This is a genomic window from Burkholderia sp. MSMB1072 (assembly GCF_001524725.1).
GTDB lineage: Bacteria > Pseudomonadota > Gammaproteobacteria > Burkholderiales > Burkholderiaceae > Burkholderia.
This window is the reverse complement of sequence record NZ_LOYC01000026.1, coordinates 1-26,787: the sequence shown is the minus strand read 5'-3', so window position 1 is coordinate 26,787 and position 26,787 is coordinate 1. Positions and strand designations below refer to the sequence as shown.

General features: G+C 65.6%; 24 protein-coding genes, 1 tRNA gene and 1 pseudogene. 15 read left to right on the top strand and 11 right to left on the bottom strand.

Going from position 1 to position 26,787, the window contains the following annotated elements:
• Positions 1-350: 350 nt before the first annotated feature.
• Positions 351-980 carry a LysE family translocator gene (locus WS89_RS13110; protein ID WP_059504014.1) on the bottom strand — a complete coding sequence of 210 codons (630 nt, stop codon included), beginning with the start codon at positions 978-980 and terminating at the stop codon, positions 351-353.
• 339 nt (positions 981-1,319) lie between these two features.
• Here WS89_RS13110 and WS89_RS13105 point away from each other — a divergent pair, with 339 nt between their 5' ends.
• The gene (locus WS89_RS13105) at positions 1,320-3,500 is read left to right on the top strand and encodes a TonB-dependent receptor (RefSeq protein ID WP_059791363.1); all 2,181 of its coding nucleotides are present in this window, start codon (positions 1,320-1,322) and stop codon (positions 3,498-3,500) included.
• A gap of 57 nt (positions 3,501-3,557) precedes the next feature.
• Positions 3,558-3,648, top strand: a tRNA-Ser gene (locus tag WS89_RS13100).
• 229 nt (positions 3,649-3,877) lie between these two features.
• On the opposite strand, the gene WS89_RS13095 is transcribed toward WS89_RS13100, so the two are convergent.
• The 3 genes from WS89_RS13095 to acs all read right to left on the bottom strand — a co-directional run bounded on the left by WS89_RS13095 (position 3,878) and on the right by acs (position 8,306).
• Positions 3,878-5,893 carry a sodium:solute symporter family protein gene (locus WS89_RS13095; protein ID WP_059791361.1) on the bottom strand — a complete coding sequence of 672 codons (2,016 nt, stop codon included), beginning with the start codon at positions 5,891-5,893 and terminating at the stop codon, positions 3,878-3,880.
• 3 nt (positions 5,894-5,896) lie between these two features.
• On the bottom strand, positions 5,897-6,241 hold the full coding sequence (locus WS89_RS13090) for a DUF4212 domain-containing protein (protein WP_059504019.1): 345 nt from the start codon (positions 6,239-6,241) through the stop codon (positions 5,897-5,899).
• A gap of 82 nt (positions 6,242-6,323) precedes the next feature.
• Entirely contained in the window at positions 6,324-8,306 is a 1,983-nt protein-coding gene (acs, locus tag WS89_RS13085) for an acetate--CoA ligase (protein ID WP_059791358.1), read from the bottom strand.
• Positions 8,307-8,620: 314 nt separating this feature from the next.
• Here acs and WS89_RS13080 point away from each other — a divergent pair, with 314 nt between their 5' ends.
• The 9 genes from WS89_RS13080 (at position 8,621) to WS89_RS13040 (ending at position 15,907) form a co-directional block, all read left to right on the top strand.
• On the top strand, positions 8,621-9,529 hold the full coding sequence (locus WS89_RS13080; RefSeq protein WP_059504023.1) for a DMT family transporter: 909 nt from the start codon (positions 8,621-8,623) through the stop codon (positions 9,527-9,529).
• A 112-nt stretch (positions 9,530-9,641) separates the two neighbouring features.
• A complete protein-coding gene (locus WS89_RS13075; protein WP_059791356.1) occupies positions 9,642-10,226 on the top strand; it encodes a TIGR00645 family protein in 585 nt (194 codons plus the stop codon).
• A 44-nt stretch (positions 10,227-10,270) separates the two neighbouring features.
• A complete protein-coding gene (locus WS89_RS13070; protein WP_006478316.1) occupies positions 10,271-11,794 on the top strand; it encodes a fumarate hydratase in 1,524 nt (507 codons plus the stop codon).
• Positions 11,795-11,987: 193 nt separating this feature from the next.
• Positions 11,988-12,464 (top strand): bacterioferritin, encoded by a 477-nt coding sequence (gene bfr / locus WS89_RS13065; protein WP_006478315.1) that lies wholly within the window; start codon positions 11,988-11,990, stop codon positions 12,462-12,464.
• A gap of 30 nt (positions 12,465-12,494) precedes the next feature.
• Complete coding sequence (gene murI, locus WS89_RS13060) at positions 12,495-13,352, top strand: glutamate racemase (protein ID WP_059791355.1); 858 nt, start codon at positions 12,495-12,497, stop codon at positions 13,350-13,352.
• 146 nt (positions 13,353-13,498) lie between these two features.
• Entirely contained in the window at positions 13,499-13,735 is a 237-nt protein-coding gene (locus WS89_RS13055) for a (2Fe-2S)-binding protein (RefSeq protein WP_011885486.1), read from the top strand.
• 217 nt (positions 13,736-13,952) lie between these two features.
• Positions 13,953-14,696 carry an energy transducer TonB gene (locus WS89_RS13050; RefSeq protein ID WP_059791353.1) on the top strand — a complete coding sequence of 248 codons (744 nt, stop codon included), beginning with the start codon at positions 13,953-13,955 and terminating at the stop codon, positions 14,694-14,696.
• 34 nt (positions 14,697-14,730) lie between these two features.
• Entirely contained in the window at positions 14,731-15,465 is a 735-nt protein-coding gene (locus WS89_RS13045) for a MotA/TolQ/ExbB proton channel family protein (protein WP_059791351.1), read from the top strand.
• A 13-nt stretch (positions 15,466-15,478) separates the two neighbouring features.
• Complete coding sequence (locus WS89_RS13040) at positions 15,479-15,907, top strand: ExbD/TolR family protein (RefSeq protein WP_006478310.1); 429 nt, start codon at positions 15,479-15,481, stop codon at positions 15,905-15,907.
• Positions 15,908-16,326: 419 nt separating this feature from the next.
• Here WS89_RS13040 and WS89_RS13035 read toward each other — a convergent pair whose 3' ends face one another.
• The gene (locus tag WS89_RS13035; RefSeq protein WP_059791404.1) at positions 16,327-17,301 is read right to left on the bottom strand and encodes a LysR family transcriptional regulator; all 975 of its coding nucleotides are present in this window, start codon (positions 17,299-17,301) and stop codon (positions 16,327-16,329) included.
• Positions 17,302-17,422: 121 nt separating this feature from the next.
• Between WS89_RS13035 and WS89_RS13030 the strand changes: the two genes are divergently transcribed.
• The 3 genes from WS89_RS13030 to hemP all read left to right on the top strand — a co-directional run bounded on the left by WS89_RS13030 (position 17,423) and on the right by hemP (position 19,266).
• Positions 17,423-18,295, top strand: a complete 873-nt coding sequence (locus WS89_RS13030) for a pirin family protein (RefSeq protein ID WP_059504033.1) — start codon at positions 17,423-17,425, stop codon at positions 18,293-18,295.
• A gap of 101 nt (positions 18,296-18,396) precedes the next feature.
• Entirely contained in the window at positions 18,397-18,879 is a 483-nt protein-coding gene (locus WS89_RS13025) for an SRPBCC family protein (protein ID WP_059504035.1), read from the top strand.
• Between the two features lie 141 nt (positions 18,880-19,020).
• Complete coding sequence (hemP, locus tag WS89_RS13020) at positions 19,021-19,266, top strand: hemin uptake protein HemP (protein WP_034207822.1); 246 nt, start codon at positions 19,021-19,023, stop codon at positions 19,264-19,266.
• A gap of 279 nt (positions 19,267-19,545) precedes the next feature.
• Here hemP and WS89_RS13015 read toward each other — a convergent pair whose 3' ends face one another.
• From WS89_RS13015 to uvrB, 5 genes are all read right to left on the bottom strand, one after another.
• Positions 19,546-20,943: a 4Fe-4S binding protein gene (locus WS89_RS13015; RefSeq protein ID WP_059504037.1), complete on the bottom strand. Its 1,398-nt coding sequence runs from the start codon at positions 20,941-20,943 to the stop codon at positions 19,546-19,548.
• Positions 20,940-21,782: an FTR1 family iron permease gene (locus WS89_RS13010; RefSeq protein WP_059791349.1), complete on the bottom strand. Its 843-nt coding sequence runs from the start codon at positions 21,780-21,782 to the stop codon at positions 20,940-20,942. The genes WS89_RS13015 and WS89_RS13010 overlap by 4 nt, the downstream gene beginning before the upstream one ends.
• A 57-nt stretch (positions 21,783-21,839) precedes the next feature.
• On the bottom strand, positions 21,840-22,172 hold the full coding sequence (locus tag WS89_RS13005; protein WP_059791347.1) for a cupredoxin domain-containing protein: 333 nt from the start codon (positions 22,170-22,172) through the stop codon (positions 21,840-21,842).
• Positions 22,173-22,227: 55 nt separating this feature from the next.
• On the bottom strand, positions 22,228-22,779 hold the full coding sequence (locus tag WS89_RS13000) for an iron transporter (RefSeq protein WP_050018184.1): 552 nt from the start codon (positions 22,777-22,779) through the stop codon (positions 22,228-22,230).
• Positions 22,780-23,004: 225 nt separating this feature from the next.
• Entirely contained in the window at positions 23,005-25,095 is a 2,091-nt protein-coding gene (uvrB, locus tag WS89_RS12995; protein WP_059504041.1) for an excinuclease ABC subunit UvrB, read from the bottom strand.
• Between the two features lie 258 nt (positions 25,096-25,353).
• Between uvrB and WS89_RS12990 the strand changes: the two genes are divergently transcribed.
• Positions 25,354-26,553 (top strand): amino acid aminotransferase, encoded by a 1,200-nt coding sequence (locus WS89_RS12990; RefSeq protein ID WP_059791345.1) that lies wholly within the window; start codon positions 25,354-25,356, stop codon positions 26,551-26,553.
• Positions 26,554-26,677: 124 nt separating this feature from the next.
• On the opposite strand, the pseudogene WS89_RS33765 reads toward WS89_RS12990, so the two are convergent.
• A pseudogene (locus WS89_RS33765) lies at positions 26,678-26,787 on the bottom strand (3-hydroxybutyrate dehydrogenase); the annotation flags it as partial.

The following is a 26,787-nucleotide window of genomic DNA, read 5'->3' as shown; positions in this document are numbered from 1 at the left end:
GGAGTGCCGCCCGTCTGATTTTCGGCGAGCATAGCAAATTTGTCAGATTGGTGACGGCTTTTTGACAGGATTTAGAATCTTTTTTGCGAAGCCCACAACGGGCTCAACCCTTCACATTCTTTCGAAACGGGCCGGTCCCGTCCCGTGCCCCTCGATCGTCGCTCCGGTCTCATTCCCGTCCGTGCCCGCATCCCCATTACGCGCCGAACGAACGGCATCGCCAAGTGACGAATCGTGTACCCGCCTCGCCTGTCGATACCGACCAACGTCGCGCCGAAATACCGATCGCCGGCCCACGTCACTCGTCCTGATGGCACGACGCTACGCCGCTTCCCCGCTCCATCACCGCGTCAATGCACGGCCTTGCGATACAGCGCAACGTACCCCGCGAGCATCAGCAGCAGCGATCCGCTGATCCGGTTCAGCCACTTCTCCCCGGCCGCCTTCCATACGCGAACCGAATGCACGCCCAGCAGCGCGTAACCGGTCATCCCGATTGCGTCGATGGCGACGATCGTCGCCGCGAGAATCGCGTACTGCGGCGCGATCGCATGCGACCGGTCGACGAACTGCGGCAGCAGCGCGGACATGAACAGGTAGTACTTCGGATTGCTCATCGCGACGAAGAAGCTCTTCAAAAAAGCGCCCCGGCGATCGGGCGTCGCGGGCACGCAAGGCTGTGCAGCCGCGGCCCCGCGGCTCGACATCAGCATCCGGATGCCGACATACGCGAGCCACGCCGCACCGAGCAGCTTCAGCGTCACGAACGCCGTTTCCGACGCGTCGAGCAACACGCCGAGGCCGAACCCGACCAGCGCGACGAGTACGACGTCGGCGGTGACGGCGCCGAGCATGCCGACCATCGCGTGACGCAATCCGTAGCGCGAACCGTTGCTCATCGCGAGCAACACCGTCGGGCCGGGCGTCGCGACACCGACGGACAGAATCAGCGCAAAGGCGAGCAAGGCGGAGAGCGACATGGCGTGGCGTTCCTTTTGAAGAGAGCGGTGCGGACGGCATCGACACGATCGGCCCGACGGACCACCGATACGGACGGTTTGTTACGACGAATACGGGCTTTGCATGATCGCATGTCCATCCCGACATCCGCCGGGCGGTTGAGCACCGTCGCCGGTGAACGGCACCCGGTTATCTCAAATAGTGGACTGATCTTTCCGTAAACGACAATGATTCTCGTTTACGCTAGACTCCGCCGCTCGATAGAAAAACACGTCCGCGACAGTACGGACGCGTCACGCCGCCCGGATTCCGACTCGCCGCCCCGGGATGGATCACCGACCACACCCGATTTGCGTCCCATGTCGACACGTTCGTTACCCGTCCGGCGTCTCACGCCGATTGCCTTCGGCATTGCGCTCGCCTGCACTTTCCCGGCCGCGGCCCGGGCCCAACAGGCCACTTCCGCCGCCAACGCAGCACCCGACTCCGCCATGCTGCCGTCGATCAACGTAACCGGCGCGGCCGAGCCGCTGCCCGGCGACCTCGCGCCGACCTACGCCGGCGGCCAGGTCGCGCGCGGCGCGGATTTCGGCGTGCTCGGCCGGCAAAAGGTGAGCGACGTGCCGTTCAGCATGACCACCTACACGTCGAAACTGATCGAGGACCAGCAGGCGCGCACGCTTGCCGACGTGCTCGACAACGATCCGGCCGTGCGCAGCGCCTCCGGCTACGGCAACTTCTCGCAGGTCTTCGTCATCCGCGGTTTCGAGCTCGCCGGCGACGACGTGTCGCTGAACGGCCTGTACGGCGTCACGCCGCGGCAGCTCGTCCAGACCGATGCGGTCGAGCGTGTCGACGTGTTCAAGGGCGCGAATGCGTTCCTGAACGGTGCATCGCCGAACGGCTCGGCGGTCGGCGGCGGTGTGAACCTGCAACTGAAGCGCGCGGACGACAAGCCGCTCACGCGCGTCACCGTCGACGGCGCCACGTCCGGCTCGCTCGGCACGCATGTCGACATCGGCCGCCGCTTCGGCAGCGAAGGCCAGTTCGGCGTGCGCGTGAACCAGTCGATCAGCGGCGGCGACACCGCCGTCGACGACGAGCGCCGCCGCAGCAACGTGACGGCGGTGTCGCTCGACTGGCGCGGCGACAAGCTGCGCCTGTCCGGCGACTTCCTGTATCAGCGGCAGCGGATCGACAACGGTCGCCCGGTCGTGCTCGTCAGCGGCAATCAGTTGCCCGCCGTGCCGTCCGCGACGCACAACTATGCGCAGCCGTGGAGCTTCAGCGAACTCGAGGACACGGTCGGCATCGTGCGCGCCGAGTATGACTTCCTGCCCGCGTGGACGGCCTACGTATCCGCCGGCGCACGCCATACGAACGAGCACGGCGACTACTACACGCCGACTTACTCGTCGTCCGGCACGACCGGCTCGCGCCTGAGCGTGCCGCACAAGGAAGATGCGCAGTCGGCCGAAGCCGGCGTGCGCGGCCGCTTCACGACCGGCCCCGTGTCGCACTTCGTGACGGCCGGCGCGTCGTTCATCCGCATCGACAGCCAGTCCGCGTACACGATGTCGAACGCGTTCCCGACGACGCTCTACGATCCGGCGCCGCTCGCGTCCCCGCCAACCGCCTATGCAGGCGGCGACATGAACGATCCGGGTACCATCACGAAGACTTGGCTGCGCAGCCTCGCGGTATCCGATACGCTCGGCTTCCTCGACGACCGCGTGCTGTTCACGATCGGCGCGCGGCGCCAGTCGATCTCGGTCGACAACTTCGACTACACGGGCGCGATCGCCACCGCCTACAGCGACGCGATCACGACGCCGGTGTTCGGTCTCGTGGTGAAGCCGTGGCGCAACGTGTCGATCTTCGCGAACCGCAGCGAAGCGCTCGCACAGGGCGAGATCGCGCCGAACACCGCACGCAACGCGGGCCAGGCGCTGTCGCCGTACCGATCCAAGCAATATGAAGCCGGCGTCCGCTACGACACCGACAAGTACGGCGCGTCGCTTGCGCTGTTCCAGATCGAGAAGCCGATGGCATATACCGATCCGGCGACGAACCTGTTCGGCGCCGACGGCACCCAGCGGCACCGCGGCATCGAGACGGCCGTGTACGGCGAGCCGTGGAAAGGCGTGCGGCTGATCGCGGGCGCGACGTATCTCGACGCGACGCTGCGGAACACGGCGGGCGGCGCGAACGACGGCCACCGGCCGATCGGCGTGCCGTCGTTCCTGCTCAACGCGGGCGCCGAATACGACGTGCCGATGCTGAACGGGCTCACGCTGACCGCGCGCTGGATCCACACGGGGCCGCAGTACCTGGACGTCGCGAACACGATGTCGATTCAGGCGTGGGACCGCGTCGATCTCGGCGCGCGTTACGCGACGGACGTGTTCGGCAAGAAGACGACGTTCCGCGCGACCGTGCGCAACGTCGCGAACAAGTCGTACTGGTCGTCGACGATCGGCGGATATCTGACGCAGGGCGACCCGCGCTCGGTGTGGCTGTCGGTGACGACGGATTTCTGACGGGCGCCGAAGGGAGTGGCGGGCAGCCGCCAGAGTTTGCTATACTCTCGGTCTTCCGGAGAGATGGATGAGTGGTTTAAGTCGCACGCCTGGAAAGCGTGTATAGGTTAATCGCCTATCGGGGGTTCGAATCCCCCTCTCTCCGCCAGTATTCAATGCCCGCGCCAGCGGGCATTTTCGTTTCCGGAGAAAAGCAGGCCGATGGTTCGGCTTGCGCGGGGATTCGATGGGATTCGCTCGCGAGCGAATCCGCAGCCCGCGCTTGTTTGGGCGAATCCCCTCTCCTCGCCAGAAAGCATGAGGCCCCCGATTTCCCGAGAAGTCCGAGGGGGCGTTTCATTTTGCACGTCGATACGCGCTACGGCCGCCTTGCATCCTCACGGATGCCGAATGTAATCCACCAGCGCCCGCGTATATTCATCCGGCCGCTTGTCGCACAGACTCACCGCGATCGCCACCGCGAACCCCGCCGGCACGCCGAACACGCCCGAGCTGATCGGCTCGATCCCGAACCACGCGCGCCCGGCGAATCCGGTCAGTTGCGTGAAGAACGGATAAGTCGACACGATGTAGTACACGCAGACCGCCAACCCCGTCACCATCCCGGCAATCGCGCCGCGCGTCGTCGTGCGCTTCCAGAACACGCCCAGCACCAGCACCGGAAAGAAGCTCGACGCCGCCAGCGAAAACGCGGCGCCGACGAGAAACAGGATCTTCCCGGTATTGAGCGACGCGACATACGACGCGAACAGCGCCACCCCCAGCAGCAGCACCTTCGAGATCGTCACGCGCCGCTGGCTCGTCGCATCGGGCGCGACCATGCAGTAATAGACGTCGTGCGACAGCGCGTTCGCGATCGTCAGCAGCAGCCCGTCCGCGGTCGACAACGCCGCGGCCAGCGCACCGGCCGCGATCAACCCCGACACCACGTACGGCAGCCCCGCGATCTCCGGCGCGGCCAGGACGACCATGTCCGGCTGCATCTGGATTTCCGACCAGTGCACGATGCCGTCGCGAATCATCTCGACGACGCTGATCAGGTCGGGTTCGAAGTGATGCCATTGCGTGACCCACGCCGGCAATTCGGCGAACGGCCGCCCGACGAGATTCGCGAGGATCTCGTACTTGATCAGCACCGCGAGCACCGGCACGCTCAGGTAGAACAGCGCGATGAAGAACAGCGTCCAGCCGACGGAACGCCGTGCGGACGCGACCGACGTGGTCGTGTTGTAGCGCGTCAGGATGTGCGGCAGGCTCGCGGTGCCGAGCGACAGGCACAGCAGCAGCGCGAGGAAATTCCGCTCGCGCGGCTTGCGTTCGTCTTCGCTCGCGGCCGGAAACGGCTCGTGCATCGGCACGGGCGGCTCGGCACGCGCGAGCAGGTCGTCACGCGCCTGTGTCCACGCCACGCGCGCCGCCGCCGGATCGCGCGGGAAATCGGCCAGCTCGCGCTCGAGCTGGCTGATCTCGCGCAGCGGCCCGTTGTGGCGCCGCAGGTCGGCAAGCCGGTCGACGAGATGCCGGCGCGCGTCCGCATGGGACGCCGGCAACCGGTCGAGCCGCGTCTGGATATCCGCGGCTTGCCGGCGGTACGCATCCCGCACCTGCTGCTCGTCGCGCGCGTCGCGCACCTGCGCCTCGCGCGCCGCGACACGCTCCATCAGCTTGCCGTAATTGAACTGCGGCACGGGCCCGAGGCCATTCTTCAGCGCGATCAGCGACACCGGAATCAGGATCGCGCTGATCAGGATGATGTACTGCGCGACCTGCGTCCACGTGACCGCCCGCATCCCGCCGAGAAACGAGCACACGAGAATGCCCGCGAGCCCGCAGAAGATGCCGATCGCGAAATCGACGCCGATGAAGCGCGTCGCGATCAGGCCGATCCCCTGGATCTGCGCGACCAGGTACACGAACGAACACAGGATCGCCGCGCCGGCGGCGAGCGCGCGCACGGCCGTACTCGAAAAGCGCGTGCCGAGAAAATCGGGAATCGTGTAGCGCGCGAGCTTGCGCACATACGGCGCGAGCAGGAACGCGACGAGGCAGAACCCGCCCGTCCAGCCCATCACGTACGCGAGCGCGTCGTAACCGGTCGCGTAGAGCGAGCCGGCCAGGCCGATGAAAGACGCGGCCGAGAGCCAGTCGGCCGCCGTCGCCATCCCGTTGAACGCGGACGGCACGCGCCGCCCGGCCACGTAGTACTCGACGAGATCGGACGTGCGCGACAACAACCCGATCACCGCATACACGGCGATCGGCACGAACAGAAACACGTAGCCGATCCAGACGCCCGAGCCCGTCGCGCGCTCGATCCGCCACATCAGCAGCACGAACCCGAGAAACCCGAGCGTGTAGAGCGCGTACGCGCGTATCAGTCGATGCGTCAGCATGAATCAGCGCCCGCCGCTCGCAGGGCCGGCGCGTGCCGCATGCTCGTCGTACGCGCGGCGCAGCGTACGGTCCGCGCGTTGCATCAGCCCGATGTAGACGACGATCAGCACGAGGTAGACGAGAATCGCGCCCTGTGCGCCGACATAGAACGGCAGGCTGAAACCGGCGAAGCGAACGCCGGCGAGCGCAGGCCCGAAAAACGGCACGATGAACGACACCGCGAAGCCGATCACCATCAGCACCGCGATCAGCGCGACGTTGAAGCGCCAGTAGCGTGCGTGCGCACGCGCGAGCGGCGCGGGAACGGGGGGTGGCGCAGCAGGCGCCGAACGGGTCGGAACGGTCATGCCGTTATGTAGCAAAAAGCCCCTGCGCGGGCAATCGGGATTGCCGCGCAGGGGCTCGCGCGCATGACGCGCAACCGTGTGCTCAACGCACTTCGGTGAGCTGCTCGAGGATGGCCGGATTCTCGAGCGTGGACGTGTCCTGCGTGATCGCCTCGCCCTTCGCGAGCGAACGCAACAGGCGCCGCATGATCTTGCCCGAGCGCGTCTTCGGCAGGTTGTCGCCGAAGCGGATGTCCTTCGGCTTCGCGATCGGCCCGATCTGTTTGCCGACCCAGTCGCGCAGCGCCTTCGCGAGCGCCGCGGCTTCGTCGCCTTCCGGGCGCGAACGCTTCAGCACGACGAACGCCACGACCGCCTCGCCCGTCGTGTCGTCCGGACGGCCGACCACCGCCGCCTCGGCCACCAGCTCGTGCGACACCAGCGCCGATTCGATCTCCATCGTGCCCAGCCGGTGGCCCGACACGTTCAGCACGTCGTCGATCCGGCCCATGATCGTGAAGTAGCCGGTCTCCTTGTCGCGCACGGTGCCGTCGCCGGCGAGATAGAGCGTGCCGCCGAGTTCTTCCGGGTAATAGCTCTTCCTGAAACGCTCCGGGTCGCCCCAGATCGTGCGGATCATCGCCGGCCACGGGCGCTTGACGACGAGAATCCCGCCTTGCCCGTTCGGCACGTCCTGGCCCGTCTCGTCGACCACCGCGGCCGTGATGCCCGGCAGCGGCAGCGTGCATGAGCCCGGCACGGTCGGCGTCGCGCCCGGCAGCGGCGTAATCATGTGGCCGCCGGTTTCGGTCTGCCACCACGTATCGACGATCGGGCAGCGCTCGTGGCCGACGTGCTTGTGGTACCACATCCACGCTTCCGGATTGATCGGCTCGCCCACCGTGCCGATGATGCGCAGGCTCGACAGGTCATAGCTCTTCGGGTGAACCTTGTCGTCGGCTTCGGCCGCCTTGATCAGCGAGCGGATCGCGGTCGGCGCGGTGTAGAACACCGTGACCTTGTGATCGCCGATCATCTTCCAGAAACGGCCGGCGTCCGGATAAGTCGGCACGCCTTCGAACACGACCTGCGTGCCGCCGCACGCGAGCGGCCCGTAGGTGATGTACGTATGGCCCGTGACCCAGCCGATGTCGGCCGTGCACCAGAACACGTCCGTGGGCTTCCAGTCGAAGGTCCACTTCATCGTCTGCGCGGCCCACAGCAAGTAGCCGCCCGTGCTGTGCTGCACGCCCTTCGGCTTGCCGGTCGAGCCCGACGTATACAGGATGAACAGCGGATGCTCGGCGCCGACCCAGGTCGGCTCGCAGCGCTCGGATTCGCCGTCGACGAGTTCGTGCATCCACAGGTCGCGCTCGGCATGCCAGTCGATCTTGCCGCCGGTGCGGCGATAGACGATCACGCTCTTGACCGCCTCGCAGCCGCCCATCGCGATCGCCTCGTCGGCGATGCTCTTGAGCGGCAGCGTCTTGCCGCCGCGCGCCTGCTCGTCGGCGGTGACGAGCGCGACCGCGCCGACGTCGACGAGCCGCTCGTTCAGCGATTTCGCGGAGAAGCCGCCGAACACGACCGAGTGCGTCGCGCCGATGCGCGCGCAGGCCTGCATCGCGACGATGCCTTCGATCGACATCGGCATGTAGATGACGACGCGATCGCCCTTGGCAATGCCGCGTTTCTTCAGCGCATTCGCGAAGCGCGACACGCGTGCGAGCAAGTCGGCATAGGTGACGCGGGTGACGGTGCCGTCGTCGGCCTCGAAGATCACCGCGACGCGCTCGCCGTTGCCGGCTTCGACGTGGCGGTCGAGACAGTTGTACGACGCGTTCAGCTCGCCGTCCTCGAACCACGTGTAGAACGGCGCGTTGCTCTCGTCGAGCACCTTGGTGAACGGCTTGTGCCACGCGAGGCCCTCGCGCGCGAGGCGCGCCCAGAAGCCTTCGTAATCCTGCTCGGCCTCGGCGACGAGCGCGCGATAGGCCGACATGCCGGAAATGGTCGCCGTCTTCTCGAGCGCCGCGGGCGGCGCGAACTGACGGGTTTCGTGAAGAACCGATTCAATCGCAGACATCGACTACCCCTTGGTGAACATGAATCCTCTGCATGGCGGCGCGATCGTGCACGCCGCGCGTCTTGGCCGGCGCTCGCGCGCCGCTGTCTCCCACCCACCCGCACGCGGCCGCGACGGCCTGCGCACGATGCTGCACCGCACCACATCACGCGAACGCGACCTGCGGCCCGGCAGTGTCCACGATAAGCGCTCCAACTTACCCGTCACTTACGCGGCCTGGCCGTTTCGTGCGCGGGGCGGCGCATCGAGTCAGCTTTACGCCGTTACAACCGCGACCCTACAATCCTAACTGAACTCGCCTTCCGGATTCCAGCTTGAATCGCTACGCCCTCTTCCTCATCCTGTCGATGCTGTTCGTCGGCAGCAACGTCGGTATCGGTAAATCCATCGTTGCATTCGTCCCCGTCGCCATCCTCGCCACGCTGCGCTTCGTGATCGCGATCGCCGTGCTGTGGCCGCTGTTCAGGCCCGTGAAAATGCGCGCGGTCAAGCGCGGCGAATGGCTGAACCTGTTCCTGCAAGCCTTCTTCGGCACCTTCATGTTCACGCTGCTGATGCTCAACGGCGTGCAGCGCACGAGCGCGGTGGCCGCGGGCGTCATCACGAGCACGATCCCGGCGATCGTCGCGCTGTTCGCGTGGCTGATCCTGCGTGAAAAGCCGAACGGCCGTGCGCTCGTGTCGATCGCGCTCGCGATCGTCGGCGTCGTGACGATCAACCTCGCCAACGGCGGCGCGGCCGGGCATGGCGCGCACGGCGACGCGTCCGGCTCGCTGGCCGGCAACCTGCTGATCCTCGGCGCGGTGTGCTGCGAATCGATCTACGTGATCCTGTCGCGCCGGCTCACGCAAACGCTCGCCCCGATCGACATCTGCGCCTACACCCACCTGTTCGGCCTGTTCCTGATGCTGCCGCTCGGCGCGACAGCGCTGTGGCGCTTCGATTACGCGAGCGTGCCGGCCGGCACCTGGGCGCTCGTCGTCTGGTACGGGCTGTCGGCGAGCATCTTCTCGTTCTGGCTGTGGATGAAGGGCATCCGGCACGTGCCGGGCAGCCTCGCCGGCGTGTTCAGCGCGGTGCTGCCGATCGCCGCGGCCGCGTACGGCATCGCGTTCCTCGGCGAGCGCCCGACGCTCGCGCACGGCATCGCGCTCGCGTGCGTCGTCGCCGGCATCGTGCTCGCGAGCCTGCGTGTGAAAAGCGTGCCGGCCGCCGCTTCGTGATCCGTCCCTCGCAGTGCCGGCGCGTCGCTGCAGCCGCGCCGGCCGACGCGTTACAATAGCGCGCCTTTTCAAGATTACCCCCGATACCTGCGCCCCGCGCCCGTACCCCGACATGTCCGCCCCGCATTCGCCCGGTCATCCTGGCCGTCGCCCGCTTCGTCCGCTTCCCGCGCTGATTTTCATGAGCCGCTGGCTCCAGGTTCCGCTTTACCTCGGCCTGATCGTCGCACAGGCCATCTATGTGTTCCTGTTCCTGAAGGAAGTCTGGCACCTGCTGTCGCATGCGACGGGCCTCGACGAAATCAGCGTGATGCTCGCGGTGCTCGGCCTGATCGACGTCGTGATGATCTCGAACCTGCTGATCATGGTGATCGTCGGCGGGTATGAAACGTTCGTGTCGCGGCTCGGCATCGAGGGCCATCCCGACGAGCCCGAATGGCTCGACCACGTGAACGCGGGCGTGCTGAAGGTCAAGCTGTCGATGGCGCTGATCAGCATTTCGTCGATCCACCTGCTGAAGACCTTCATCAACCCCGATCAGCACACGACGCACGCGATCATGTGGCAGGTGATCATCCACGTGTCGTTCCTCGTGTCGGCGCTCGTGATGGCGTGGGTCGATCGCCTGACGACGCACACGCATCCGGCCCATTTCCACGAGACGCATGCGCCAGCGGCGTCCCGACCGGCGGCCTGAACCGTCGGCAAACCCTTCCCCACTGTCCCCACAGAGTCTCAGCCATGACCGTCATCAAACAGGAAGACCTGATCCAGAGCATCGCGGATTCGCTGCAGTACATCAGCTACTACCATCCGCTCGACTACATCCAGGCCCTCGGCCGCGCGTACGAGCTGGAAGAGAGCCCGGCGGCGAAGGACGCGATCGCGCAGATCCTCACGAACAGCCGCATGTGCGCGGAAGGCAAGCGTCCGATCTGCCAGGACACCGGCATCGTGACGATCTTCGTGAAGGTCGGCATGGACGTGCGCTGGGACGGCGCGACGATGGGCCTCACCGACATGATCAACGAAGGCGTGCGCCGCGGTTACACGCACCCGGACAACGTGCTGCGCGCGTCGATCGTCAATCCGCCGGAAGGCGCCCGCAAGAACACGAAGGACAACACGCCGGCCGTGATCCACTACGAGATCGTGCCGGGCGACAAGGTCGACGTGCAGGTCGCGGCGAAGGGCGGCGGCTCCGAGAACAAGTCGAAGTTCGTGATGCTGAACCCGTCCGACTCGATCGTCGACTGGGTGCTGAAGACGGTTCCGACGATGGGCGCCGGCTGGTGCCCGCCCGGCATGCTCGGGATCGGCATCGGCGGCACCGCCGAGAAGGCGATGCTGATGGCGAAGGAATCGCTGATGGAGCCGATCGACATCCAGGAAATCATCGCGCGCGGCCCGAAAGACTGGGTGGAGGAGCTGCGCGTCGAGCTGCACGAGAAGGTCAACGCGCTCGGCATCGGCGCGCAGGGCCTCGGCGGCCTCGCGACCGTGCTCGACGTGAAGATCATGGCGGCGCCGACGCACGCGGCCTCGAAGCCGGTCGCGCTGATTCCGAATTGCGCGGCCACGCGCCACGCGCACTTCGTGCTCGACGGGTCGGGCCCGGCCAAGCTCGAAGCGCCGTCGCTCGACGCCTGGCCGAAGGTGCAGTGGGAACCGAACACCGAAACCAGCAAGCGCGTCGACCTGAACACGCTGACGCCGGAAGAAGTCGCGAGCTGGACGCCGGGCCAGACGCTGCTGCTGTCGGGCAAGATGCTCACCGGCCGCGACGCCGCGCACAAGCGCATCGCCGACATGCTCGCGAAGGGCGAGAAGCTGCCGGTCGACTTCACGAACCGCGTGATCTACTACGTCGGCCCGGTCGATCCGGTGCGCGACGAAGTGGTCGGCCCGGCCGGCCCGACGACGGCCACGCGCATGGACAAGTTCACCGAGACGATGCTCGCTCAGACGGGTCTGATCTCGATGGTCGGCAAGGCCGAGCGCGGCCCGGTCGCGATCGACGCGATCAAGAAGCACAAGGCAGCCTACCTGATGGCGGTCGGCGGCGCGGCCTACCTCGTGTCGAAGGCGATCCGCGGCGCGAAGGTGCTCGCGTTCGAAGACCTCGGCATGGAAGCGATCTACGAGTTCGACGTGCAGGACATGCCGGTGACGGTCGCCGTCGATTCGTCGGGCACGTCGGTGCACCAGACGGGTCCGAAGGAATGGCAGGCGAAGATCGGCAAGATCCCGGTCGCCACCGCTTAAGCGCGATCGAACGAAAGGCCGGACGGAAGTCCGGCCTTTTTACTTCTCATTCTCATTATTGTGTGCGGCCGGTTGTTCGAGGCTGATTCTCATTACACGCAAAAGGCAGGCCCGACAAGGCTTCGAGGCTTGGCTTTTCTCGTTCGAGCGATTATCGTTCGGTTTCTGAAGCCCCACTGAACAAGGAACAGCCATGCAAGGCGACAAGAAAGTCATCGAATATCTGAACGCCCAACTGAAGAATGAACTCACGGCGATCAACCAGTACTTCCTGCATGCGCGCATGTACAAGCACTGGGGGCTCGACAAACTCGGCAAGCACGAATACGACGAGTCGATCGGCGAAATGAAACACGCCGACTGGCTGATCGAGCGCGTGTTCATGCTCGACGGCCTGCCGAACCTGCAGGACCTGCACAAGCTGCTCGTCGGCGAGGAAACCGAAGAGATCCTGAAGTGCGACCTGAAGCTCGAGCAGATCTCGCAGTCCACCTGCAAGGAAGCGATCGCCTACTGCGAATCGGTGCGCGACTACGTGTCGCGCGAGATCTTCGAGAAGATTCTCGACGACACCGAAGAGCACATCGACTGGCTCGAAACGCAGATCGACCTGATCGGCAAGGTCGGCCTGCAGAACTATCAGCAAACGATGATGGGTTCGGCCGAGTAATCGCGCCACCCGCCAGCCCGCCGCCCGACGATGACGAACCCGTCCGCCGCTACCGCGCCGCGCGCCGCCGCCCCTGTCGGCATCTTCGACTCGGGGCTCGGCGGCCTGTCGGTGCTGCGCGCCGCGCGCGCGCATTTGCCCGACGAATCGTTCGTCTACGTCGCCGACTCGCACCACGCGCCGTATGGCCCGCGCGACGAGGCATTCATCACGGAACGCACGCTGGCGATCGGCGAGTGGCTCGCCCGCGAAGGCGCGAAAGCGCTCGTCATCGCGTGCAACACGGCAACGGCACGGGCGATCGCGACCATCCGCGAACGCCTGTCGATCCCGCTCGTCGGCGTCGAGCCGGGCATCAAGCCGGCCGCCGCGCTGTCCGCGACCGGCGTCGCGGGCGTGCTCGCCACGCAATCCACGTTGAACAGCCCGCGCTTCCAGGCGCTGCTCGACCGCTACGGCGCGGGCCGTCGCTTCATCTGCCAACCCGGCCACGGGCTCGTCGAAGCGATCGAACGCGGCGATACGAACTCCCCCGCGTTGCGCGCGCTGCTCGAGCGTTACCTACAGCCGATGCTCGACGACGGCGCCGATACGCTGGTACTCGGCTGCACGCACTATCCGTTCTTCACGGAAACGATTCGTAACCTTGTGGGCGAGCGCCTGACGATCGTCGACACGAGCGATGCCATCGCCCGCCAGCTCGCGCGGGTGCTCGACGAACGCGGGCTGCGCGCGCCGGCCGGCACGCACGCCGCGCCCCCGCGCTTCTGTTCGACGAGTGACGGCCTGCAACTGCGCGCGCTCGCGTCGACGCTGCTCGGCCTCGATGCGCCGGTCGAATCCGTCACCATTTCCTCGCCGAACGCGCGCGCCTGCGCGACCGCCTGACGCGGGCCGGCGCGTCCGCTCTCCCTGCTTCGCCACGCCCGCCGCTTCAAGGGTCCGATGGCTTTAAAAAAAGCCGACCCAGGCTTGTCAACGCCCGCAAAATTAATGATAATAATTCGCATTAACGTTAGCTATCGCAACTCATCATGATCGTCTGCGTGTGCAAGTCTGTTTCCGATCGCAAGATTCGCGCATCCCTCGCCGAGGGCGTGAGCTCTTTCGACGAACTCCAGTTCGAACTCGGCGTGGCCACGTGCTGCGGCAAGTGCGAGGAGTCCGTACGCGACCTCATGGCCGAGCAAGGCGTCTGCGCGAGCCGGTGCGGTGTCGAGCATCATGCGCATCCGATCCCGGTCACGTTCTACGACCGCAAGGCGGCCTGAGCGACGCTGAGCGTGCGCATGCGGCCAGGCCGCATTTTTTGTTTTGACCGTCAGCAAGCCACCGTCTGTGCGAGCCAACGGCTTACCTGTCAAGGAGCCTGTGATGGAATTGCTGATCGGATTCGTAACCACCGTTTGCATCTCGCTGCTGATCTTCCGCAAGTGATGCCGATTCACCTGCCGCGCCCCGGGTGCGACGTCGTTCTTTCAAGCTAACATGCAGGCTTCGCATCTCGCTCCTGCCGGCGCCATGCCGGCTGCACCACGTATGAATCCCCGAGTGATCGTCGTCGCGGTCGGTGTGCTTGCCGCACACGCGATCATGCTCACGGCCGCGTGGCTCCATCGCAACCCGCCGCCGCCGAAATCGGTCGAGGTGCAGTCGATCACCGCGCAGCTCATCGCGCCTGCGCCGATCGCGCAGCAGGTCGCGGCCGAGTCGATCCCGCAGCCCGTGCCGCCGAAGCCAGTGCCGCGCGTGAAGCCGAAGGTCGAGCCGAAACCGATGCAGAAAGCGGCGAAGCCGACCCCGCAACCGGTTGCGCCGTCGCCGGCCCCGTCGCCCACGCCCGCTCCCGCCGCCGATCCGACACCTGCTCCCGCCGCCCCCGCTCCCGCTCCCGCGGCACCGGCCGCCACGCCGGGCCCGGCGCGCGAAACGATGCAGGTCAGCGCGCCGAAGAACGTGCCGACGCTCCAATGCAACTTCGTGAAGCCCGACTATCCGTCGATGTCGCGCCGCCGCGGCGAATCGGGCACCGCCTATGTTCACTTCGTCGTTGGCGTGACCGGCAAGATCGAAAGCGACAGCATCGTGTTACAGAAGAGCAGCGGCTATCCGCGCCTCGACGATGCCGCACTCGACGCGATGCGCTCGACCACCTGCCGTCCATATATCGAGAACGGCCAGGCGATCCGCGCCGCCCGCACACAGCCCTACAGCTTCGGGCTCACCGACTAACCTGCCTCATCCGGAAGATTCAAAGGAAACAAAAATGCAAAGCTACGGTATCGCGCACGTCTGGGCGCAAGGTGATTTCGTCACACGCGCGATTGCGATCACGCTGCTCGTGATGTCGATCCTGTCGTGGATCGTGATCGTCGTCAAAGGCTGGAACGTGATCCGCCTGAACCGCCTCACGAAGAACGCCGAACAGGCATTCTGGCATTCCGACAATTTCGACGATGGCATCAAGAAGCTCGGCCTCGCCGCCTCGACGCCGAACGACAACCCGTTCCTCGCGCTCGCGCTGTCGGGCAAGGAAGCCGCCGACCACCACCATCAGACCCAACCGCACCTGCACGATCGCATGGACGTATCGGACTGGGTCACGCGCTGCCTGAAGGACACGATGGACGAAGGTATTTCGCGCATGCAGAGCGGCCTCGCGATCCTCGCATCGGTCGGCAGCACGGCGCCGTTCGTCGGCCTGTTCGGCACGGTCTGGGGGATCTACCACGCGCTGCTCGCGATCGGCGCCACCGGCCAGACGTCGATCGACCAGGTCGCGGGCCCGGTCGGCGAATCGCTGATCATGACGGCCTTCGGCCTGTTCGTCGCGATTCCCGCCGTGCTCGGCTACAACGCACTGACCCGCGCGAACAAGGGTGTCGTCAGCAAGCTGCGCCGCTTCGCGCACGGCCTGCACGCGTACTTCGTGACGGGCGCGAGCCTCGCGTCGTCGTCGACGCGCGACGGCCTGCGTCTCGCATCGCGCGCCGCCAGCTGAGACGAGGTGATCCATGGCCATGAACACCGGTTTCAGCGACGATGACGACGATGCCGTGATGAGCGAGATCAACATGACGCCGCTCGTCGACGTCATGCTCGTACTCCTGATCATTTTTCTCGTGACGATCCCGGCGATGCAGCATGCGGTGAAGATCGACCTGCCGCACGCCAGCAGCCAGCCCGTCGACGAAAAGCCGCAGACCGTCGACGTCGCGATCCAGGGCGACGGCACGATCCTGTGGGACGACCACACGGTCACGCGCGAACAACTGCAGGCACGCATCGCGGAAGCCGCGAAACGCACGCCGCAGCCGGAATTGCATCTGCGCGCGGACCGCAAGGTGGCGTACGAGCACGTCGCGGAAGTGATGTCGGATGCGCAGGCAGGCGGCTTGACGAAGCTCGGCTTCGTGACGGAGCCCGGCGCGAAAGCGAAGTAACGTGCGCGCGCCCCGCCGTCGCGGGTAGTATCGGCGCACCTAGCCGGCCACCCCTGACCGGGCGTCCCTGACCGGGCGTCCCTGACCGGGCGTCCCCAAAGTAAAAGGCCTTCATCGCCAGATGAAGGCCTTTTTTCATGCGCACGCGGGCGCCTTCGGGCGGCGGGCTCTTTGGCGGTATCGGTTGCGCCTCGAGCAACGCAAATGCGACTCTGCCGTGGTCTGCACGGACTGCGCGTTCTGCCCTATCTGGCTCACAATATATGCGGCCACCTGATTTCGCTCAGAACTTCCTTCACGAAATGGGATTTCAATATAGGCCCGCCCGCCCGCGCATTCAAGGTTCCGGCGATTGAAACTTGCGATTGCAGGCGACGCTTCAATGACAAAACAAATTTGCGTCGCCGTGGGCGCCGTGTTCAGGTCGCCGAAACATCGGCCGCCGCTTCCTTCTTCGCGCGCTCGGGGCAACCCGGCTCCTTGTACGCGCCATGGTCGAGCTTCTCGACCAGGTAATCGACGAACGCTCGTACCGCGGGCGGCATCCCCTGCCGCGATACGAACACCGCATACAGTTGCGGCACCGGCAGCGTCCAGCCGGGCATCACGGGCGACAGTTGCCCCGCGCGCAGCGCGTTGCCGTACATCATCTCCGGCAGCGCCGCGATGCCGAGGCCATCGAGCACGGCCTCGCGGATCGTCATCAGGTCGGCCGTCACGAGCCGAGGATCATGCTCGTGCACGTGGCGCGTTCCGTCCGGCGCGATCAGGTTGAATACGTGCCGGCCGTCGACGCTCGGCGTATCGAGCGTCTCGAAGCCGGCCAGGTCGTCCGGCGCCAGCGGCGGCGCATTCTGGCTCAGCAGGCTCGGCGCGCCGACCAGCATCTGCTCGGTGCGCCACAGTGGCCGCACGACGATGTTGGCGTTCTGCGGCGGCTCCGAGCGCACGCGCAACGCGACGTCGATCGAATCCTCGAACAGGTCGATCACGCGATTCGTCACGCGCACATGCACCTTCACCTCAGGATAGCGGCGCAGGAATTCGGGCAGGATGCGCGACAGCATCGTCTGCGACAGCGTCACCGGCACGCTGACACGCACCGAGCCGCGCGGCGACGCGCGCAACTGCTGCACCGCGTTCATCGCGGCCTTCGCTTCGGCGAGCATCGCCTGGCAATGCTGGTAGAACAGTTCCCCCGCCTCGGTCAGTGCGAGCTTGCGCGTCGAACGCTGCAGCAGGCGCACGCCGAGCGCCGCTTCGAGCTCGGTCAGGCGCCGCGACAGACGCGATTTCGAGATGCCCAGCACGCGCTCGGCGGCCGAGAAGCCGCCATGTTCGACGACCTGCGAGAAGTACATCAGGTCGTTCAGGTTATGTGCATCGATATTCATCTCATCGTTCCAATTCCAGAACAATCCATTGCGAACCGTCGCGAATCGCGCGGTAAAACGCCCAATATAATAGCGCCATGTTTCAAAAATAACGCTATTCCGATGATGTCGAGGGCTTCCCATGACCACCGCTCGCTCGCTTGATCGCACCTACCCCGCGCTTCGCACCACTGAAGGCGGCGGTTTCGTGGTTCACCGCCCGTTCCCCACGCGGCTGCTGATGGATTTCGATCCGTTCCTGCTGCTCGATGAAATGGGCCCCGTCGACTACGCCCCCGGCGAAGCCGTGGGCGCGCCCGACCATCCGCATCGCGGCTTCGAAACCGTGACCTACGCGCTCGACGGGCGCTTCCGTCATCGCGACTCGTCCGGCCATGCCGGCACACTCGGCCCCGGCGACGTGCAGTGGATGACGGCCGGCGCCGGCGTCGTGCACAGCGAGATGCCGGACCCGGCGTTCGCTCAGGCAGGCGGGCGCTCCCACGGCTTCCAGCTGTGGGTCAACCTGCCGCGCCGCGACAAAATGATCGCGCCGCGTTACCAGGAGATCCCGGCTGCCCGCATTCCGACCGCGACGTCGCCGGACGGCCGCGCGCGCGTGCGCGTCATCGCCGGCGAAGCATTCGGCGTACAGGCCGCGATCGAGACGCGCACGCCGATCCTCTATCAGCACTTCACGCTGGAACCCGGCGCAACGGTCACGCAGCCCGTGCCGGCCGGTTACCGCGTGTTTGCCTATCCGATCGACGGAACGGGCCTCTACGGGCCCGACAGGCAGGCTGTCGACGCACGGCACATGATCGTCTACGGCGACGACGGCGACACCGTTACGTTCGCTGCCGGCGACACGTCGCTCGATCTGCTGCTGATCGGCGGCGTGCCGCTCAACGAGCCGATCGTCCGTTACGGCCCGTTCGTGATGAATACCGAGGAAGAAATCCGGCAGGCCGTCGTCGACTACCAGACCGGCCGCATGGGCCGCATCGACGCGTGAACCAGTTGGGGCGCAGGTGCCGCGAAGCCCGTGGTTTTGCGTCACAATAAGTGCTTGAATCATGCATGTGGCGACCCCGTCACCAGAAGGAACCCCTGCCCTTGAACTTCGAACATCTGATCCAGATCAACTCCGACGATCCGGCCGTGCCGGCCCTCACCCGCGACCAGCTCTGGGAAGGCCTCGTGCTGCGTGCGGAACAGCCGCAGCTGTTCGTGATCGGTCTCGACAGCTGCGTCATCCACGAACGGACGGACACGACGCTCGAACGCGAACTGCATTACGGCCACGCGACCGTGCGCGACCACGTGACGTTCACGCCGAACCAGCAGGTCCGCTACGACATCCGCGCGGCCGACGGCGAGATCGGCGGCTCATTGACGATGACGATCGAGGAGCGCGACGACAACGAGCTGTTCCTGCGTTTCGAGTACCGCACGACGCTGACGGTCACGGACGACAGCGAAGAAGCGCGACAGACGCACGGGATCGTCAAGGAGGCGTACCGCACGTCGGATATCGATACCGTTCGCCTGATCCGCGAATACGCGCAGGGTCGCAAGGATCCCGATCCGCTGCACTGAATCCCCGTGGCGGCCTGCGGGCCGCCTTTTTTGATTCAAGCTATCAGCGCTGACATTTCGATTGACAAAGAGTTTTTGTAAATGGGAATGGTTATCATTTAGAATTCATTCCATCGTATCGACAGTCACCGCTCAAACCGAATGACCGACACCATGCGCCCGACCACGCTGACCCTGCGCCGCACCACCGGCACCGCAGCCAGCAGCCGTCAGAAGACGGCAGCGGTCACCACGCCGGCGAAACCCGCCGGCAACCGCGATGCAGGCACGCGGGTCGTCAACAGCGATGCGCTGCTGCAAGGCCAAAGCCATGTCAGCATCGCGCATAACGGAGAGACTTATCAGTTGCGCGCCACGCGGCTCGGCAAACTGATCCTGACGAAGTAACGACCGAGTATTGTGGGGACCACCTCCCTGAGAGGTGTTGGGCAGTAGCCAGCGTAACGGCTTGCACGCGAGATCTAGACCCCTTCGTGCAAACACACTCAAGCAGCCGTTGCAGCAAGCCAAGCCACTTTTTTTGGTTCTCGCACAAGGAAGAAAAAAGCGACACGTCGAAGGACGTGTCGCTTTTTAGTTTGAGCTGCCAATGCGCGAAGCACGTTGCCCGGGTGTCGCGTTGCTGCCGCCGGTGCGGCGACAGCGAGGAGCGGCATGCTCGCCGCTTCAGAACCCCCAGAACATCAACCACCATGCGCTGTCGACGACGGCCAGCCCGACGGCGAACCACGCGAATGCCGCGAGCCGGCGCGGCCACGCCGCATAGCGCCCCGCTACCTTCCACGCGAGCCACGCACTCCACACATTGGCGCCGACCAGAATCGCGATACGCACATCGGATGCCCAGCCGAGCGGCACATGCTCGGCGCGCAGCAACGACAGCGTCGTGGCCGACAGCCCGAGGAACACGCCCGCACCCGCGATCGGGATCAGCGCCTGTGCGAGGTGATGCAGGCGCACGCGATCGAAGCGGCCGAGCATCAGCGTGGCGCCGGCCAGCAACACCAGCAGCGCCGTGCCGTACACGAGGCCCGTGCCGACGATGTAGCTGACGACCAGCCCGCCATCGAGCCAGGAGAACACGTCGTTGCGGTCCGGGTAGTGCGTGAGCAGGAACCACGGCGCATTGGTCTCGAGCGGCCACGTGATGTCGCGGTCGATCAGCCAGCCCGCGAGCCATTGCTTGATCTGCACGAACCAGGGGCTGACGGTCCAGTGGAACGCGCCGATCGCCACGCCGAGCAGGCCGTACAGGATCAGCGCGGTGTCCCACGGGTTGGCCTGTTCCGCACCGAGGTTCACGACTTCGTCGGACGGCGAACGCAGCGACAGCGAAATCGCGTCGCGGTGCCCGCTGCAGCGGCCGCACATATGGCAGGCCGCCGCACCCTTCATGTTGCGCAACGGCACGAGCGGCGCGCAGTTGATCGGAATCACGCGATGGCCATGCTCGCCGTTCTTGTACGAACGGCGCCATGCATCCTCGTCGACCTTGTAGCGCATCGGCGCGAGCCGTGCGAGCAGCCCGAACACGCCGTTGACCGGACACAGGTACTTGCACCACACGCGTTTCTCGCGGCCGTACAGCACGCCGATCACGATCGCGCCGACGGTCGAGCCGCCGAGCACGAACAGCACCGCGAGCGGGTACTGGTACACGCTCACCATCTGCCCGTAGATCGTCGTGATGCCGAACGCGACGAACGGCCAGCCGCCCCACCGGATCCAGCGCGGAATCGGGCCGCCGCGGCCGAACTTGCTCGCGTATTCGGTAAGCGCGCCCTCAGGGCACAGCACACCGCACCAGACGCGGCCGAGCATCACCATCGACAGCAGCACGAACGGCCACCAGATGCCCCAGAACGCGAACTGCGCGATGAGCGTGAGGTTGTTCCACAGGTGCGCGGAATCGTCCGGCAGCGGCAACACCGCCGGCACGATGATCAGGAACGCGTAGACGGCGACGACGATCCACTGGATACCGCGGATCAGCGCACCGTGGCGCTGCATCCACTGGCCGGCCTGCGCGAGCCAGCCCGGCTTGACGGCGGCGACAACGCTCATGCCACGCGACCCGCTGCAACGGCCGGACGGCGGCTCGCGCGCTTCATCAGCAGCCAGACGACCGCCCAGTACACCGCATACGCCACCAGGTTGGTCAGCGCCGGGTGCGCGCGATAGCCGGTCAGCGTCGCGACGAGCGAACCGAACGTGCCCGAATCATCGAGGATCGCGGACGTATCCCACACCTGCGAGATGCCGAGCGGCAGGATTTCCTTGTCGATCAGCTTGTCGACGCCGGTCTGGAACAGGCCCGCGCCGAGAAACAGCAGCATCACCTCGGTGACGCGGAAGAAATGCCGCCACGAGAAATACTTGCCGCCGAGCTGCAGCAAATAGAACGTGAGGAACGCGAGGCCGAGACCGATCACGACCGCGAGCATCTGGCTGCCGTCGACGTGGCCCGACTGGCCGAAACCGAGGCCGTACAGGAAGATCACCGTCTCGCTGCCTTCGCGCGCGATCGCGAGCGCGACCAGCACGGCGACGCCCCACCAGTTCGAATCGCGCGTGCTTTGCTGCAGCGACTGCTCCATGTCGCGCTTCAGCGTGCGGCCGTGCCGGCGCATCCACAGCACCATCTGCACGATCAGCACGCACGCGATCAGCACCATCGCCGTCTGGAAATAGTCCTGCGCGTCGCCGGACAACACCTCGGTGAACCCGACCAACGCGGCGCCGAGGCCGACGGCCATCAGCAGGCCGGCGCCGACGCCGGCCCAGAGGAAAGGCAGGCCGCGGCGCGCGTCGTCGTCGCCGTTTTTCAGCCATGCATAGAGAATGCCGACGACGAGCAGCGCTTCGACGCTCTCCCGCCAGACGATGAACAAGATCTGACCCATCGATACCTCCTGACGCGCGGGGCAAGGGACTGGACGCCCGCGCGCAGATAAAACGCGTTACTTCGCGACGATCACGCCCTGTGCCTGCTGGTGAAAATCGTCGAAAAACTTGTATTCGCCCGGCGACAGCGGGGCGACGACCACGAACGAATCGGCGCCCGGCGCGAGCACTTTCTCCTTGCGCAACTGCACGCTCTCGAATTCGGCGGCGCCCTTGCCGGTGTTCCTGATCTCGATCTTGAAGCGCTGGCCGGCCGGCACTTCGATGCGTGCGGGATTCAGCTTGCCGTCCGTCATCTCGAGCTTGAACGTCGGCAGATCGGCCGCATGCGCCGCGCCGGCAAGCCACAGCGCAGCGACTGCGGCAACGATTTTCTGGGGAATTTTCATTCTGGGTTCTCTACGCCGACGGCGCGCCGAAGCGCGCCGTTCGTCATGCCACCGATCAGTAACCGCCCTTCTTGCCGATACCGGCGAACGGGAAGTCGTACTCGAGCGTGATGGGCTTGAACCACGGGCCCACGCCCGTTTCCTTGTCGACGTGGCGGCCGAACGCCATGTGACCCGACTGCATCGGCGGCTTGACGACCAACGTCAGGTGATACTTGCCCGGGCCGGCGAGCTTCACGTTGTCGCCATAGTGCGGGCCGTCGCTCGCGACCATGCCCATCAGGTCGCCCTCGGCCTTCCATTTCGTGTCGCCCTGCTTCGTCAGCTTGTACGTGACCTGCAGGTACGGCATCCAGTCGCCTTCCGCGAAACCGGTCGGGTTGTTCTTGACCGCATGGATGTCGGCCTCGAGGTGGATGTCGGAATCCGACGCCTTGCGCATCATGCCTTCCGGGTCCATCGTGATCGGCTGCAGATACACCGCCCCGATTTCCATGCCGCCCTGGATCTGCTGCTTGCCGATCGGATACTCGGCCGCCGAGGCCGACATCGCGGCCAGCGCCGCCGCTACCGCAACCGTCGTGCGGATGAACGAAGAACCCAACATGGACACTCCTTGTTATTTGTCTGACTATCTTGACGACATGCGAGCCGCCGCCGGGCGCCCGCTGGAAACACTAACGCGACGAAGAACGTTAATGCGAACTATTCTCAATACATGAGGAGTTTAGCACCGAACCCGTTTCCGAACAAACGGAGAGGGCCGTAAACCCCTGATCCGACAAGGCTTACAGGCGCTTTACCAAAAGGATTCGGTGACGCTTGGAAAGATTTACCGCCCGCCGCTGATGTGATCGCCGACGTTCGCGCCGAACACGCGTTCGCGCAGCACGGCAAGCTGGTCGCGGGTCGCGGCGGCCTTCTCGAATTCGAGGTTCTTCGCGTAGTCGGCCATCTGCTTCTCGAGACGCTTGATTTCCTTCGCGAGTTGCTTTTCCGACATGTCCTCGAATTTCGCGCGCTGCTGCGCCTCCTTCAACTCCGCACGCGCGTCGTCGGCGTTGTAGACGCCGTCGATGATGTCCTTGATGCGCTTCACGACGCCGCGCGGCGTGATGCCCATCTTTTCGTTGTAGGCGATCTGCTTCGCGCGGCGCCGCTCGGTTTCGTCGATCGCGCGCTTCATCGACTCGGTCATGTTGTCCGCGTAGAGAATCGCCTTGCCGTTCACGTTCCGCGCGGCACGTCCGATCGTCTGGATCAGCGAGCGCTCGGCGCGCAGGAAGCCTTCCTTGTCCGCGTCGAGGATCGCGACGAGCGACACTTCGGGAATGTCGAGGCCCTCGCGCAGCAGGTTGATCCCGACCAGCACGTCGAACGTGCCGAGCCGCAGGTCGCGGATGATCTCGACGCGCTCGACCGTATCGATGTCGCTGTGCAGATAACGCACCTTGACGCCATGGTCGGCCAGGAACTCGGTCAGCTGTTCGGCCATGCGCTTCGTCAGCACGGTGATCAGCACGCGCTCGCCGGCCTGCACGCGTGCGTTGATTTCGGTCAGCACGTCGTCGACCTGCGAGCTCGCCGGCCGCACCTCGATTTCCGGATCGACGAGGCCCGTCGGTCGCACGACCTGCTCGGCGATCTGCCCCGTCACGCGCTTCTCGTAGTCGGCCGGCGTGGCCGACACGAACACGACCTGACGCATCTTGCGCTCGAACTCGTGGAACTTCAGCGGCCGGTTGTCGAGCGCCGACGGCAGGCGGAAGCCGTAATTGACGAGGTTTTCCTTGCGCGCGCGGTCGCCGTTGTACATGCCGTTCAGCTGGCCGATCAGCACGTGCGATTCGTCGAGCAGCATCAGCGCATCGGGCGGCAGGTAGTCGACGAGCGTCGGCGGCGGATCGCCGGGCGCCGCACCCGAGAAATGCCGCGAATAGTTCTCGATGCCCTTGCAGAAGCCGAGTTCCTGCAGCATCTCGAGATCGAAGCGCGTGCGCTGCTCGAGGCGCTGCGCCTCGACGAGCTTGCCCTCGCGATGGAAGAACTCGAGCCGTTCGCGCAATTCGTCCTTGATCGTCTCGACCGCGCGCATCACGGTGTCGCGCGGCGTCACGTAATGCGACGACGGATACACGGTGAAACGCGGAATCTTCTGCCGCACGCGCCCGGTCAGCGGGTCGAACAGGTGCAGCGTCTCGACCTCGTCGTCGAACAGCTCGACGCGCACGGCCATTTCCGCGTGTTCGGCCGGGAAGATGTCGATCGTGTCGCCGCGCACGCGGAACGTGCCGCGCTGGAAATCCTGCTCGTTGCGCGTGTATTGCATCGCGATCAGCCGCGCGATCACGTCGCGCTGGCCGAGCTTGTCGCCGGTGCGCAGCGTCAGGATCATCTGGTGGTATTCGGACGGATTGCCGATACCGTAGATCGCCGACACCGTCGCGACGATCACCACGTCGCGACGCTCCATCAGGCTCTTCGTCGCCGACAGCCGCATCTGCTCGATGTGCTCGTTGATCGACGAGTCCTTCTCGATGAACAGGTCGCGCTGCGGCACGTAGGCCTCAGGCTGGTAGTAGTCGTAGTACGAGACGAAATACTCGACTGCGTTGCGCGGGAAGAACTCGCGGAACTCCGCGTAAAGCTGGGCCGCGAGCGTCTTGTTCGGCGCGAACACGATCGCCGGGCGACCGAGCCGCGCGATCGTGTTGGCCATCGTGAAGGTCTTGCCCGAACCTGTCACGCCGAGCAACGTCTGGAAGGCAAGGCCGTCGCCGACGCCTTCGACGAGCGTGTCGATCGCGGTCGGCTGGTCGCCCGCGGGCGGGTATGGCTGGTAAAGCTGGAACGGCGACCCTTCGAAAGTGACGAATTTGGATTCGTCGAGCGCGTCGCCGACTTCGGCATGATGTTCGGACATGGAATGCGGCCGGAGCAAGGGCAAAGAAAGCATTCTAGCGCTTCGCGGCCGCGCGAACTGCTGTCGGCTCCTGACGCGCGACGGCCGCCCGAATTCACGATTCGCCGCCCCGATCGCGATGGAATCGCCGCCCCCGCCAGCGCGAATTCGCTACAATGTCAGGCTGCTGCGCTTTCCGGCGTCGCGCCGTTGGCACGCTGCTCCGCGCCCGCCCCGCCGGCGAAAGCCTGACCCTCTTTTCACTACTGCCGAATCATCATGTCGCTCTTCTCCGCTGTCCAGCTTGCTCCCCGCGACCCGATCCTGGGCCTGAACGAAGCCTTCAACGCCGATACGCGTCCGACCAAGGTCAACCTCGGCGTCGGCGTGTACACGAACGAAGACGGCAAGATTCCGCTGCTGCGCGCGGTTCGCGACGCGGAGAAGGCGCGTGTCGAGGCCGGCCTGCCGCGCGGCTACCTGCCGATCGACGGGATCGCCGCCTACGATGCGGCCGTGCAGAAGCTGCTGCTCGGCAACGACTCGCCGCTGATCGCGGCGGGCCGTGTGGTCACGGCGCAGGCACTGGGCGGCACGGGCGCGCTGAAGATCGGCGCCGATTTCCTGCGCACCGTGAATCCGAACGTGAAGGTCGCGATCAGCGATCCGAGCTGGGAAAACCACCGCGCGCTGTTCGAAGCGGCCGGCTTCGAAGTCGTCGCGTACCCGTATTACGACGCGGCCACCAACGGCGTGAACTTCGAAGGCATGCTGTCGGCGCTGAACAGCTACGCGGCCGGCACGGTCGTCGTGCTGCATGCGTGCTGCCACAACCCGACCGGCGTGGACCTGACCGAAGCGCAGTGGCAACAGGTCGTCGACGTCGTGAAGGCACGCAACCTCGTGCCGTTCCTCGACATGGCCTACCAGGGTTTCGGCGAGAACATCGAAGCCGATGCCGCTGCCGTGCGCCTGTTTGCCGCGGCCGACCTCAACGCGTTCGTGTCGTCGTCGTTCTCGAAGTCGTTCTCGCTGTACGGCGAGCGCGTCGGCGCGCTGTCGATCATCACGTCGAGCAAGGAAGAAGCCACGCGCGTGCTGTCGCAACTGAAGCGCGTGATCCGCACGAACTACTCGAACCCGCCGACCCATGGCGGCGCGGTGGTCGCAGCGGTGCTCGCATCGCCGGAACTGCACGCGGCGTGGGTGCAGGAACTCGGCGAAATGCGCGACCGCATCCGCGCGATGCGCAACGGTCTCGTCGAGCGCTTGAAGGCGAGCGGCGTCGATCGCGATTTCAGCTTCATCAACGCGCAGCGCGGGATGTTCTCGTATTCGGGCCTGACCTCGGCACAAGTCGATCGCCTGCGCGACGAGTTCGGCATCTATGCGGTCAGCACGGGCCGGATCTGCGTCGCCGCGCTGAACACGCGCAACCTCGACGCGGTCGCCAATGCGGTCGCAGCGGTCCTGAAGTAAAGCGGCGCCGGGCGGCAGCCGTCACCGGCTACACGCCCTGCCGACATGAAAAACGCGCTCCACGGAGCGCGTTTTTTTGTTGTGCCGTTCAGCGCGGCGGGCGGCTACACCGCCCGCCACCGCGTTACTGCATGAACCAGCCGTGGCTGACGACCACCGACTGGCCCGTGAGCGCAGCGCTCGGGAATGCCGACAGGAACAGCACCGTCTGCGCGACATCCTGCACCGTCGTGA